The sequence below is a fragment of the Janibacter sp. CX7 genome, from assembly GCF_024362365.1.
Lineage (GTDB): Bacteria > Actinomycetota > Actinomycetes > Actinomycetales > Dermatophilaceae > Janibacter.
Window position 1 is genome coordinate 1,049,893 of the sequence record NZ_CP101464.1, and the last position, 12,589, is coordinate 1,062,481.

The 12,589-nt window shown below is 72.0% G+C and carries 13 protein-coding genes; 11 read left to right on the forward strand and 2 right to left on the reverse strand.

Going from position 1 to position 12,589, the window contains the following annotated elements:
• The first annotated feature begins 20 nt into the window (after window positions 1–20).
• Genes NMQ01_RS05185 through NMQ01_RS05195 form a run of 3 tightly spaced genes read left to right on the forward strand, consistent with a single transcriptional unit; the run spans window position 21 to window position 2,307 of the window.
• Window positions 21–1,484, forward strand: a complete 1,464-nt coding sequence (locus NMQ01_RS05185) for an NAD-dependent succinate-semialdehyde dehydrogenase (RefSeq protein ID WP_255185801.1) — start codon at window positions 21–23, stop codon at window positions 1,482–1,484.
• Window positions 1,485–1,486: 2 nt separating this feature from the next.
• Window positions 1,487–1,987 carry a ribonuclease domain-containing protein gene (locus NMQ01_RS05190; RefSeq protein WP_255185802.1) on the forward strand — a complete coding sequence of 167 codons (501 nt, stop codon included), beginning with the start codon at window positions 1,487–1,489 and terminating at the stop codon, window positions 1,985–1,987.
• Window positions 1,984–2,307 (forward strand): barstar family protein, encoded by a 324-nt coding sequence (locus NMQ01_RS05195; RefSeq protein WP_255185803.1) that lies wholly within the window; start codon window positions 1,984–1,986, stop codon window positions 2,305–2,307. The genes NMQ01_RS05190 and NMQ01_RS05195 overlap by 4 nt, the downstream gene beginning before the upstream one ends.
• A gap of 8 nt (window positions 2,308–2,315) precedes the next feature.
• Here NMQ01_RS05195 and NMQ01_RS05200 read toward each other — a convergent pair whose 3' ends face one another.
• Window positions 2,316–3,050: a ZIP family metal transporter gene (locus tag NMQ01_RS05200; protein ID WP_255185804.1), complete on the reverse strand. Its 735-nt coding sequence runs from the start codon at window positions 3,048–3,050 to the stop codon at window positions 2,316–2,318.
• A 53-nt stretch (window positions 3,051–3,103) separates the two neighbouring features.
• Between NMQ01_RS05200 and NMQ01_RS05205 the strand changes: the two genes are divergently transcribed.
• The 5 genes from NMQ01_RS05205 to NMQ01_RS05225 all read left to right on the forward strand — a co-directional run bounded on the left by NMQ01_RS05205 (window position 3,104) and on the right by NMQ01_RS05225 (window position 8,475).
• The gene (locus NMQ01_RS05205; RefSeq protein WP_255185805.1) at window positions 3,104–3,598 is read left to right on the forward strand and encodes an acyl-CoA thioesterase; all 495 of its coding nucleotides are present in this window, start codon (window positions 3,104–3,106) and stop codon (window positions 3,596–3,598) included.
• Complete coding sequence (dxr, locus tag NMQ01_RS05210; RefSeq protein ID WP_255185806.1) at window positions 3,595–4,773, forward strand: 1-deoxy-D-xylulose-5-phosphate reductoisomerase; 1,179 nt, start codon at window positions 3,595–3,597, stop codon at window positions 4,771–4,773. The genes NMQ01_RS05205 and dxr overlap by 4 nt, the downstream gene beginning before the upstream one ends.
• Before the next feature lie 12 nt (window positions 4,774–4,785).
• Window positions 4,786–6,114 carry an RIP metalloprotease gene (locus NMQ01_RS05215; protein ID WP_369694851.1) on the forward strand — a complete coding sequence of 443 codons (1,329 nt, stop codon included), beginning with the start codon at window positions 4,786–4,788 and terminating at the stop codon, window positions 6,112–6,114.
• 288 nt (window positions 6,115–6,402) lie between these two features.
• The gene (gene ispG, locus NMQ01_RS05220; RefSeq protein WP_255185807.1) at window positions 6,403–7,560 is read left to right on the forward strand and encodes a flavodoxin-dependent (E)-4-hydroxy-3-methylbut-2-enyl-diphosphate synthase; all 1,158 of its coding nucleotides are present in this window, start codon (window positions 6,403–6,405) and stop codon (window positions 7,558–7,560) included.
• 69 nt (window positions 7,561–7,629) lie between these two features.
• Entirely contained in the window at window positions 7,630–8,475 is an 846-nt protein-coding gene (locus NMQ01_RS05225) for a GNAT family N-acetyltransferase (RefSeq protein WP_255185808.1), read from the forward strand.
• Between the two features lie 15 nt (window positions 8,476–8,490).
• On the opposite strand, the gene NMQ01_RS05230 is transcribed toward NMQ01_RS05225, so the two are convergent.
• Entirely contained in the window at window positions 8,491–9,462 is a 972-nt protein-coding gene (locus NMQ01_RS05230; protein WP_255185809.1) for a zinc-binding dehydrogenase, read from the reverse strand.
• A 94-nt stretch (window positions 9,463–9,556) separates the two neighbouring features.
• On the opposite strand from NMQ01_RS05230, the gene poxB reads away from it, so the two are divergent.
• The 3 genes from poxB to NMQ01_RS05245 are packed head-to-tail and all read left to right on the forward strand — an operon-like array spanning window position 9,557 to window position 12,585.
• Window positions 9,557–11,302, forward strand: coding sequence for a ubiquinone-dependent pyruvate dehydrogenase (gene poxB / locus NMQ01_RS05235; protein WP_255185810.1), 1,746 nt, complete (start codon window positions 9,557–9,559; stop codon window positions 11,300–11,302).
• Window positions 11,303–11,313: 11 nt separating this feature from the next.
• The gene (locus tag NMQ01_RS05240; protein WP_255185811.1) at window positions 11,314–11,706 is read left to right on the forward strand and encodes a DoxX family protein; all 393 of its coding nucleotides are present in this window, start codon (window positions 11,314–11,316) and stop codon (window positions 11,704–11,706) included.
• 3 nt (window positions 11,707–11,709) lie between these two features.
• The gene (locus NMQ01_RS05245) at window positions 11,710–12,585 is read left to right on the forward strand and encodes a GNAT family N-acetyltransferase (RefSeq protein WP_255185812.1); all 876 of its coding nucleotides are present in this window, start codon (window positions 11,710–11,712) and stop codon (window positions 12,583–12,585) included.
• The last annotated feature ends 4 nt before the right edge of the window (window positions 12,586–12,589 follow it).

Sequence of the window (12,589 nt, forward strand, 5' to 3'; positions counted from 1 at the left end):
CAGGCCGTAACGTTGCCCCCATGGCAGCCGTGACGCAGAAGTCAGCCCTCGAGTACGCCCCCACTCAGCTCTACATCGGAGGGCAGTGGCGCGATGCCGGTGACGGCGCCACCTTCGCCGTGAGCGACCCGGCCACCGGCAAGACCCTCGTCGAGGTCGCCGACGCAACCGTCGCCGACGGCAAGGCGGCGCTCGACGCGGCCGTCGCCGCGCAGGCCGAGTGGGCCGCGACCGACCCGCGGGTGCGCTCGGAGATCCTGCGCTCGGCCTTCGAGCTCATCACCGAGCGGGCCGACACCTTCGCCATGCTCATGACCCTCGAGATGGGCAAGCCCCTGGCCGAGGCGCGCGGCGAGGTGACCTACGGCGGTGAGTTCTTCCGCTGGTTCGCCGAGGAGGCCGTGCGCATCCACGGCCGCTACGCCGTCGCCCCCAGCGGTGGGACCCGCCTGATGACGATGAAGCAGCCCGTCGGGCCGGTCTTCGCCATCACTCCGTGGAACTTCCCGCTCGCCATGGGCACCCGCAAGATCGGCCCCGCGATCGCCGCCGGCTGCACCACCGTCGTCAAGCCGGCCCACGAGACACCGCTGACGATGCTCGCCCTGGCCCGCCTGCTCGAGGAGGTCGGCCTGCCCGCCGGCGTGCTCAACGTCGTGCCGACGACCTCCTCCGGCGAGGTGAGCGAGCCGATCATCCGCGACCCGCGCCTGCGCAAGCTGACCTTCACCGGCTCCACGCCGGTCGGCAAGAAGCTCGTCGAGCAGTCCTCCGAGCAGCTGCTGCGCACCTCGATGGAGCTCGGGGGCAATGCCCCCTTCGTCGTCTTCGAGGACGCCGACCTCGAGCGCGCCGTCGAGGGCGCGATGCTCGCCAAGATGCGCAACATCGGCGAGGCCTGCACCGCCGCCAACCGCTTCATCGTCCACGAGTCGGTCGCCGACGACTTCGCCGCGGCCCTGGCCGACCGCATGGGCGCCCTGACCATGGGCAAGGGCACGACGAAGGGGGTCGACGTCGGCCCGCTCATCACCGAGAAGGCGCGCACCGGCGTCGCCGAGCTCGTCGACGACGCGCTCTCGCAGGGCGCCCGCGCCCTCGTCGGTGGCGAGGTGCCCTCGGGCAAGGGCTGGTTCTACCCGCCGACCGTCCTCACCGACGTCCCGGCGAGCGCCCGCGTGCTCACCGAGGAGATCTTCGGCCCGGTCGCGCCGATCACGACCTTCAGCACCGAGGAGGAGGCCGTGCGCCTGGCCAACTCCACCGAGTACGGCCTCGTCGCCTACGTCTTCACCGAGAACACCTCCCGGACCATCCGCGTCGCCGAGGCGCTCGAGTTCGGCATGGTCGGGATCAACCAGGGCATCGTCTCCAACCCCTCGGCCCCCTTCGGCGGGGTCAAGCACTCCGGCTTCGGCCGCGAAGGGGGATTCGAGGGCATCGAGGAGTACCTCGAGACCAAGTACGTCGGCCTGGCGCTCTGACCGTGTCGAAGACCTGGCGCACCCGGCTGCAGCTGGCCGGGGGAGTCCTGCTGATCCTGCTCGCCGCCTGGATCGTCATCACCGGCGGCACCGGCGGCACCGGGGGCGACTCCTCGCCCGGCGGGTCGACCACCTCCGCCGCGACCTCGGCGACCTCGCAGACCGAGGCGGGGGGACCCCCTTCGGGCACAGGGGAGTCCGGCTCCACTCCCGACTCCGGGCTGGACACGATCGCCGAGTCGCAGCTGCCGCCGGAGGGCCGCGAGACGCTCGAGCTGATCCGCTCCGACGGACCCTTCCCCTACGACCGCGACGGCATCACCTTCGGCAACCGCGAGGGGATCCTGCCCGACCAGTCGCAGGGCTACTACCGCGAGTACACCGTGCCGACGCCCGGCGAGGACGACCGCGGCGCGCGCCGGATCGTCGGCGGGCAGGACGGCGACCGCTACTACACGGACGACCACTACGCGAGCTTCGCCCAGATCGAGGAGGGGCAGTGATCCACATCGAGGCCGCCGGGGTCGACGGGCTGCTCGCCCGCGCGGTCACCAGCACCGACCACGTCCACCTCGTCGACGGCGGGTCCGGGCGGGAGGAGACCTACGACCGCTTCGCCGAGGCGCTCGTGCTGCCCGAGCACTTCGGGCGCAACCTCGACGCCCTCATGGACTGCCTGCGCGACGTCGCCGACCGGCACGAGGGGCCGTGGACGCTCGTGTGGCGCCCGGGCCACGGCGGCGCCGACCCGGGCGTGCTCGACGTGCTCGGTGACCTCGACGACGAGTACCCGGACCTGAGCATCGTGGTGGCGGATCGCTGAGGGGCGGGTCAGGACAGCGTGGACAGGCCGGCCGCGAGCGCGAAGCCGACGACCGTCACCAGGCCCGCCATCGGACCCGCAGCCGACCGGGCCTCGGGGATCATCTCGTCGACGAGCATGACGAGAAGCGCGCCGGCGGCGAAGCCGCTGATGAGGGCGGCGCCGCCCTCGCCAGAGATGTCGGCCAGCGCATAGCCGCCGAGCGTGGCGAGGGCGCACACGACAGTCACGCCGAGCCACAGCAGCAGGATGGAGCGGCGCGGGACCGTGCGGCGCATGTCGGCGGCCGAGCCGATGCCCTCGGGCAGGTTGGAGACCCATACCGCGACGAGGAGCGCGACGCTCACTCCGCCACCGGAGGCCAGGCCGATGCCGAGGACGGCCTGCTCCGGGATGCCGTCGAGGAAGGCGCCGAGGGCGAGCCCCGCCCCCGATCCGTCCGCGTCGTCGACCTCCCGATCGGGATGGCCGCGGTGCCGGCGGGCGCCCATGGCCTGGATCGCATGGTTGCCGCCGGTGAAGGCGAGAGCGCCCAGGGCGATCCCCACCGCCACCGGGACAGGGCCGCCTGTGCGCACGCCTTCCTCGGCGAGCTCGAAGGCCACGGACGCGATGAGGGCGCCGGCACCGAAGGCCAGGACGAGACCGACGAGGCGTCGCGGCCAGGTGCGGGCGACGCCGAGCAGGGCGCCGACGAGCAGCGACGAGCCTGCGAGCGCTCCCCACAGCAGTGCGGCGGTCACGGCGCCCTCCCTTCGGTCGTGGTGGCGGCGCGGGTCACTGTCATGATGGCGCGGTGACGACTCCCACCGACACCCGCATCACCCTCTCCCGCGTCATGTCCCAGGCCGAAGCCAACCTCCTGGGCAATGTGCACGGCGGCAACATCATGAAGATGGTCGACGACACCGCCGGCGTCTCGGCCAACCGCTTCGCGCAGGGGCCGGCCGTCACGGCGGCGATGGACGAGATGGCCTTCCTCAACCCCGTGCGCGTCGGCGACGTGCTTCACGTGAGCGCACAGGTCAACTGGGCCGGCACCTCGTCGATGGAGGTCGGCGTGCGGGCCGAGGTCGACCGCTGGGACGCCGTCACCGACCGCGTCCACGTCGCGAGCGCCTACCTCGTCTTCGTCGCCGTCGATGCCGAAGGGGGGACCCGTCACGTCCCCGAGCTGAGCATCGAGACGCCCGAGGAGCAGCGGCGGTTCCGCGAGGCGGAGATCCGCCGGGCCAACCGGCTCGCCCGCCGCGAGGCCATCGAGTCCAGCCGTCGGGAGGAGAGCGCGTGAGCACGCGCGTCACCCTGCTCGGCTCCACCGGGTCCATCGGCACGCAGGGCCTGCAGGTCATCGCTGCCCACCCCGAGCGCTTCGAGGTGGAGGTGCTCGCCGGTGGTGCCAACACGCGGCTGATCGCCGCCCAGGCCGCACGTTTTCGCCCTTCGCTCGTGGCGGCGGCCGGCGGCACCCGCGAGGAGCTGACCGCGGCGATCGCAGCGGCCGCGGACGACGCCGGGGTCCCCGGCTACGCGCCCGAGGTCGTCGTGGGGGAGGAGGCCGCGACGATCGCGGCCGGCGCGCCGACCGACGTCGTGCTCAATGGCATCACCGGCGCCATCGGGCTGCGGCCCACGCTCGCGGCACTGCGCTCCGGGGCCCGGCTGGCCCTGGCCAACAAGGAGTCGCTGATCATCGGCGGCCCGATCGTCAAGGACGTCGCCGCGCCCGAGCAGATCGTGCCGGTCGACTCCGAGCACTCCGCGATCGCCCAAGCGCTGCGCTCCGGCCGCGCCGAGGAGGTGCGCAAGCTCGTCGTCACCGCGAGCGGCGGGCCCTTCCGCGGCATGGACCGCGACGCGCTGCGCGAGGTGACGCCGGAGGCGGCGCTCAAGCACCCGAACTTCGCGATGGGGCGGGTCATCACGACCAACAGCGCGACGCTCGTCAACAAGGGGCTCGAGCTCATCGAGGCGCACCTGCTCTTCGACGTGCCGATGGACCGCATCGAGGCCGTCGTCCACCCGCAGCAGATCATCCACTCGATGGTCGAGTTCCACGACGGTGCGGTCATCGCCCAGCTCGGGCTGCCGACGATGCTCGCGCCGATCGCGCTCGGCCTGTCGTGGCCGGAGCGGCTCACCGACGTCGAGACCCCTGTCGACTGGACGCAGGCGCAGGACTGGCGCTTCGAGCCGCTCGACGACGAGGCCTTCCCCGCCGTGCGGCTCGCCCAGCAGGTCGGTGCCGCCGGTGGCACCCACCCGGCCGTCTACAACGCGGCCAACGAGGTCGGGGTCGACGCCTTCCACGACGGCGAGTGCCGCTTCACCGACATCGTCGACACGATCGAGCGGGTGCTGCAGCGGCACGACGACGCGCGCTTCGACGCGCACACCGTCGAGGGCGTGCTCGCGGCGGACGCCTGGGCGCGGGACGAGGCCCGGTCGGTCCTCAGGACCGCGTGAGACGATCAGACCATGCTGCTCTACGTGCTGGGGGTCCTGCTTGCCGTCGTGGGCATCGCCCTGTCGATCGCCCTGCACGAGATCGGCCACCTCGTCCCGGCGAAGAAGTTCGGCCTGCGGGTGCCGCAGTACATGGTCGGCTTCGGCCCGACGGTCTGGTCGCGTCGCCGCGGCGAGACGGAGTACGGCGTCAAGGCGATCCCGCTGGGCGGCTACATCCGGATGATCGGCATGTTCCCGCCGGCCCAGGACGGGCGGGTGCGCACCACGAGCACCGGGCGGATGAGCCAGCTCGTCGACGAGGCTCGGCAGCAGAGCTTCGAGGAGGTCCGCCCCGAGGACGAGGGCCGGATGTTCTACCAGCTGCCGATCTGGAAGCGGGTCGTCATCATGATGGGCGGTCCGGTGATGAACCTGCTCATCGCGCTCGTCGTCCTCGGCGGCATCTGGACGATGAGCGGCATCGCCGTGACGACGACGACCGTGGCGTCGGTCAACGAGTGCGTCGACATCAAGCAGATGGGGCAGCAGGCGGCCGACGAGTGCACCTCCGACATGCCCGTCGCGCCGGCCAACGAGGCCGGGCTCAAGCCGGGTGACCGGATCACCGAGATCAACGGCCGGCCCGTCTCGACGTGGGCCGACGTCCGCGGCGCGATCCGGGCCAACCTGGACAAGCCGCTGACGATGACGGTCGAGCGTGACGGGGCGGCCAAGGAGCTCGAGGCCGACCCGATCGTCCTCGACATGCCCGTCTACGACGACAACGGCGCACCGCAGACCGATGCCTCGGGCACGGTGCGCACCGAGCGCGCCGGCTTCCTCGGCGCGAGCCCGACCCAGGAGATGCAGAAGCAGTCGATCACCGCCGTGCCCGGGCTCTTCGGGGACCAGCTCGGCGACACCTACGGGCTGCTCGTGCGCATCCCGCAGAAGCTCGTCGGCGTCGCGCAGGCGGCCTTCGGCAGCAGCGAGCGCGACCCCAACGGCCCGATGTCGGTCGTCGGGGTCGGACGGGTCGCCGGTGAGGTCGCCAGCTCCGACGTCTTCGGCGACACCAAGGACAAGGCGATCCTCCTGCTCAGCCTCCTCGGCGGGCTCAACCTCGTGCTCTTCGCCTTCAACACCGTGCCGCTGCTGCCGCTCGACGGCGGCCACGTCGCCGGCGCGCTGTGGGAGGCGGTCAAGAAGGGCTGGGCCAGGCTGCGCGGCCTGCCCGACCCCGGACCCGTCGACGTCGCCAAGGCGCTGCCGCTGGCCTATGTCGTCGCCATCGCCTTCCTCGGCATGACCCTGCTGCTCGTCTACGCCGACATCGTCAAGCCGGTGAAGCTGACCTGACGCGCCAGTGGCGGGACCCGGAGGGGTCCTCGGTCAGCCTGGCGGCGTTGATGCCACCTGGTCGCCCTTCTCCGGGCAACCGGGTGGCGCCAATGCTGACAGGTGACAGCGACGCTGCCGAGCCCTGCGCGCATCGTCCGAGTTCTCCGGCCCAGTGCGTGGTGTCGAGGCGTCAGCCGTGGACAGACTTCGCACCGCCACCGGTGGCTGAGGTGCGACGAGCGCAGCGAGGAGCCTCGAAGCCGAGGCCACAGCGGACATCCAGCGTCGAGGTCGCATAATGGAGGCATGAGCGTCTCCCTCGGTATGCCCAAGGCCCCGGCCCCCGTGCTCGCGCCCCGTCGCCAGACCCGGCAGATCAAGGTGGGATCGGTCGGCGTCGGCAGCGAGTCGCCGATCTCGGTGCAGTCGATGACGACGACGCTGACCTCCGACGTCAACACCACGCTGCAGCAGATCGCCGAGCTCACCGCCGCCGGCTGCGACATCGTGCGCGTGGCCTGCCCGAGCCAGGACGACGCCGACGCTCTCGCCGAGATCGCCCAGCACAGCCAGATCCCGGTCATCGCCGACATCCACTTCCAGCCGAAGTACGTCTTCCAGGCGATCGAGGCCGGCTGCGCCGCGGTGCGCGTCAACCCCGGCAACATCCGCAAGTTCGACGACCAGGTCAAGGAGATCGCCAAGGCGGCCAAGGACCACGGCACCTCGATCCGCATCGGCGTCAACGCCGGCAGCCTCGACAAGCGACTGCTCGAGAAGTACGGCAAGGCCACCCCCGAGGCCCTCGTCGAGTCGGCCGTGTGGGAGGCCAGCCTCTTCGAGGAGCACGACTTCCACGACTTCAAGATCTCGGTCAAGCACAACGACCCCGTGACCATGGTCCGGGCCTACGAGCTGCTCGCCGAGGCCGGCGACTGGCCGCTGCACCTCGGTGTCACCGAGGCCGGCCCCGCCTTCCAGGGCACGATCAAGTCGGCGACGGCCTTCGGCGCCCTGCTGTCGAAGGGGATCGGCGACACCATCCGCGTCTCCCTCTCGGCCCCGCCGGTCGAGGAGATCAAGGTCGGCCAGCAGATCCTGCAGTCGCTCGGGCTGCGCCCGCGCAAGCTCGAGATCGTCTCCTGCCCGAGCTGCGGCCGTGCGCAGGTTGACGTCTACAAGCTCGCCGACGAGGTGACGGCCGGGCTCGAGGGCATGACCGTCCCCCTTCGCGTCGCCGTCATGGGCTGCGTCGTCAACGGCCCCGGTGAGGCCCGCGAGGCCGACTTGGGCGTCGCCTCGGGCAACGGCAAGGGTCAGATCTTCGTCAAGGGCGAGGTCATCAAGACCGTCCCCGAGAGCCAGATCGTCGAGACGCTCATCGAGGAGGCCATGCGCATCGCCGAGGAGATGGGCGAGTCGATCGACGGCGAGGAGTCCGGCGCCACCGTCACGGTGGGCTGATCCTTCGAGACGGCCGCGGGCGGCCTCCTCAGGGACCGGAGAGGGGTGCTCGGCGTCTAGGCTGACGGGGTGCTGCGGACCCGCAACCCCACCCGTCTGCTCGGGGTCGACGACGTCGACGCCGCGCTGGACCTGTGTGCGCAGGACCCCGCGGCCAATGTCTTCGTCGCCAGCCGGATCCTTGACGGGGGGCTGGGCGCCGGGTCGACGGCCGCCTACGGGTGGTTCGACGACGGGCGACTCGAGTCCTTCGTGTGGACGGTGGCCAATGTCGTGCCGGTCGGCACCTCCGCGGCGAGCTGGGGGCCGCTCGCGGCCCAGGTGCGCAAGGTCCGTCGACGGTGCGCGTCCTTCCTCGGTCCCCGCGACCAGGTGGCCGGCCTGTGGGGACACACGCGGCTCGACTTCCCGCAGCCGCGGGCGGTGCGCGCGGCGCAGCCGCTCATGGGCACGCGCACGCCCCCCTCGCAGCTGGGCATCACGCTCGACCCGAGGGTGCGGCCGGCGACCGTCGACGAGGTCGACATCGTGCTGCCGGCCGCCGAGCACATGTTCACCCAGGAGATCGGCTACCGGCCCTACACCGGCAACCCGGCCTTCTACCGCGACTCGATCTGGCGGCTCATCCGCGGCGGGCGCACCTATGTCGTCGTCGAGAACGGCCGGGTGATCTTCAAGGCCGATGTCGGGTCGATCGGTCTGGGCACCATGCAGATCCAGGGCGTCTGGGTCACCCCGGAGCTGCGCGGGCAGGGCCTCGCGGCCGGCCTCATGGCCGCGGCCCTCGAGCAGGCGATGAGCGACCACGCCCCCTTCGCCACGCTCTACGTCAACGACTTCAACGCGCCGGCGCTGGCGACCTATCGCCGCATCGGCATGGAGCGTCTCGGCACCTTCTCGACGATCCTCTTCTGAGACCTCCGCCCGCGGTCAGAGGGTGAAGACGATCTTGCCGACCTGCTCGCCGTCGATCATCTGCGCGAAGCCGTCGCGGGCCTGCTCGATCGGCATCGTCGCGTGCACGAGCGGTCGGGTGCCGGTCGACCGGAGCATCTGGACGAGCTGGCCGAGCTCGTCGCGGGTGCCCATCGTCGAGCCGATGACGCTCAGCTGGAGGAAGAAGGTGTGGGTGAGCATCGCGTCGTCGACCTGCGGTCCGCTCGTCGTGCCGGCGATGACGATCCGACCACCGGGGCGAAGGGAGCGGATCGAGTGCTGCCAGGTCGCGCGGCCGACGGTCTCCATGACGGCGTCGACCTTGACCGGCAGGCGCTCGCCGGACTCGACGACCTCGTGCGCCCCCATCTCCAGGGCCCGGGCCCGCTTGTCGGCGCTGCGCGAGGTCGCGTAGACCCGCAGGCCGGCCGCCCGGGCGAGGATGATCAGGGCCGTCGAGACCCCGCCCCCGACGCCCTGGACGAGGACGGACTCGCCGGGCCGCAGGCCGCCGCGGACGAAGAGCATGCGATAGGCGGTGAGCCACGCCGTCGGCAGGCACGCCGCCTCGACCAGGCTCAGCCCGTCGGGCTTGGGCACGAGGTTGCGGCGCGGCACGACGACGGTGTCGGCGAAGGTGCCCTGGTAGCGCTCGGACAGCAGCGAGCGGCGCGGGTCGGTCGTCTCGTCGGCGCCCGTGAACCCCGGGTCGTTGATGACCGCGTGGACGACGACCTCGTTGCCCTCCTCGTCGATGCCCGCGGCGTCGCAGCCGAGGATCATCGGCAGGGCGTCGGCCGAGAGCCCCTGACCCCGCAGCGACCACACGTCGTGGTGGTTGAGGGCGGCGGCCTTGACGGTGACCCGCGCCCACCCCTCCGGCGCCTGTGGCTCGGGTCGCTCGCCGACGACGAGCCCGGCGAGCGGGTCCTTGCTGTTGATGCTCTCGGCGTACACGGCGCGCATCGGTGCGCTCCCTTCGATCGGGGACGATGCGCCCCACTCTGCCACCGGGCACTAGCGTGGGCATCACCGACTGTTCCCGAGCAAGGAGCTGCGCATGGGCACCATCGCCGACAACGTCATCGCGACCCTGAAGGCCAACGGGGTCACCCGTGCCTACGGCGTGCCGGGGGACTCGCTCAACGGATTCACCGAGGCCATGCGGCGTGACGGCGGCATCACCTGGCGGCTCGTGCGGCACGAGGAGTCGGCCGCCTTCGCCGCGGCCGCCGACGCCGAGCTGACCGGTGAGCTCGCGGTCGTCCTCGGCTCGTGCGGCCCCGGCAACCTGCACCTCATCAACGGTCTCTTCGACGCCCAGCGCAGCCGGGTGCCGGTCCTGGCGATCGCCGCGCAGATCCCCAGTGCCGAGATCGGCAGCGGCTACTTCCAGGAGACGCACCCGCAGGAGATCTTCCGCGAGTGCAGCGTGTGGGCCGAGATGGTCACCGACGCCTCGCAGATGCCGCGGATGCTCGAGACGGCCATGCGCGCGGCGATCCAGGAGCGCGGTGTCGCCGTGCTCGTCGTGCCCGGGGACGTCGCCCAGACCGAGGCCACCGACGAGCGGGTCACCGTCGTCGAGCGGGCCCGCGCCCGGGTCGTGCCCGCCGCCGACCAGCTCGAGCGGGCCGCGCAGCTGCTCGGCGCCTCGCGCCGGACCACCCTGCTCGTCGGCGCCGGCGCCGCCGGTGCGAAGGCCGACGTCCTCGCCCTCGCGGACGTGCTCGCGGCACCGGTGGTGCACACCCTTCGCTCCAAGCAGGAGATCGAGGGGGACAACCCCTTCGACGTCGGGCTCACCGGGCTGCTCGGCTTCGCCTCGGGCTACCGCGCGATGGACGAGGCCGACACCGTGCTCATGCTCGGCACCGACTTCCCGTACCGGCAGTTCTACCCGCAGGACGCGACCTACATCCAGGTCGACCTGCGCGGCGAGCACCTCGGGCGGCGCGTGCCGCTCGACCTCGGGCTCGTCGGCGACGTCGGCGACACGGTGCGGGCGCTGCTGCCGCTGCTGCAGCCGGCGAGCGACCGCAAGCACCTCGAGGACTCGGTCAAGCACTACCGCAAGACGCGCGACAAGCTCGACGAGCTGGCCGAGCCGCCGAAGAAGGGGCTGCTCGGGGGCCGCAAGCACCAGGCGATCCACCCGCAGTACCTCGCCCGGCTCGTCGACGAGATCGCCTCCGACGACGCGGTCTTCATCCCCGACGTCGGCTCGCCGGTCGTCTACGCCGCCCGCTACCTCGAGTGCCGGGGAGACCGCCGGCTCATCGGTTCCTTCATCCACGGGTCGATGGCCAATGCCGTGCCGCAGGCCGTCGGCGCCCAGCTCGCCCAGCCGGAGCGCCAGGTCGTCACGCTGAGCGGCGACGGCGGCCTGGCGATGCTCATGGGCGAGCTGCTCACGGTGCGCCAGCACGACCTGCCGATCAAGATCGTCGTGCTCAACAACTCGTCGCTCAACTTCGTCGAGCTGGAGATGAAGGCCGCCGGTCTGCCGGGCTTCGGCACCGACCTCGACAACCCCGACTTCTCGCAGGTCGCCGAGGCCTGCGGCATCAAGGGCTGGCGGGTCACGGAGGCCGAGGACCTCGAGGGCAGCCTGCGGGAGGCCTTCGCCCACGACGGACCGGCCCTCGTCGACGTCGTCACCGAGCGGCAGGAGCTGACGATCCCGCCGGCGATCTCCGCCGAGCAGGTCAAGGGCTTCACGCTCTATGCCCTGCGCACCGTGATGTCCGGCCGCGGCGACGAGCTGCTCGACCTGTCGCGGGTCAACCTGCGCCAGATCTTCTAGGAGGAGACCCGATGACCCGACCCGACCTGCCCACGGCCGGCCTGGCTGCCCTTCTCGTCGGCGGCGGGGTGCTGCACCTCGTGCGCCCCGAGGTCTACGAGCCGATCATCCCCGCGCCCCTGAGGGGACGCGCCCGCGAGCTCGTGCTCGTCTCGGGCGTCGCCGAGATCGCCTGCGGCGCAGGGCTGCTCGTGCCGGCCACGCGCCCGGCCGCGGGCTGGGCGAGCGCCGCACTGCTCCTCGGTGTGCTGCCGGCCAACGTGCAGATGAGCGTCGACCACGGCCGACGGGCCCAGCGCAAGGGCACGCCGCAGGCCACGGCCTTCTTCGCGGGGACCCTCGCCCGGCTGCCGCTCCAGTGGCCGCTCGTGCGCACCGCCCTGCGCGCGGCCCGCGGCGGCTGACCCGTGAGCGTGCTGGAGTGGTCGCCCACGACCGCGGACGACATCGACTCGCTCGTCCGCCTCGGGAGGGCCTGTCTCGAGCGCGACGGCGGGCTGCCCGACCTCGCCGACCCGCAGCACCTGCGTGACAGCTATCTGACCGACCTGTCGATCTGCGGTCGGGACGAGCTCGGCGACATCGTGGCGGCGGCCGCCATCGGAGTCAGCTCCGACGGCACCCGCACGGCGACCGGCCTGATCGACCCCGCCGCGATGGGGCAGGGGATCGGGCAGGAGGTCGCCGAGTGGGTCATCGGCCACAGCGTCGGGCCGGTGCGCTTCGTCCTGGACTCGGTGAGCCCCGAGGGGGAGACCCTCTTCGCCGAGCTCGGTCTGCACCGCGGCTTCGCGGAGTCGATCATGCGGCACAGCCTGCGCTCCATCCCCTTCGTCGGTCGGCCCGACGACATCGTGACGCTGCCCTTCACCGACGACACCTCCGAGGCCTTCCGCCACGCCTACGCAGCGTCCTTCGGTGATCAGCCCGGATACAGCGCCGGCAGCTCCCGGGCCTGGGGTCGGTGGCTGCGCGAGCAGCGTGGCTTCCAGCCGGAGGACTCCCGGGTCGCCATGGACCGCAGCGGCCACGTCGCCGGCTTCGTCACCCTCTCCGACGGCTGGATCGAGGAGGTCGGCGTCGTCCCGGAGTGGCGCGGCCACCGGCTCGGTGCCCACCTCGTCGCCCGCTCCCTGACGGCCCTCCAGCGGGCCGGCGCCGACGAGGTCTGGCTGGCCGTGGGGTGCGACAACCCCGCCCGGTCGCTCTACGAGCGCCTCGGCTTCCGGGGCCACGGCACCCGAGCCCTCTACGAGCAGCCGGCCCCCACGACGCGGGACTGACCAC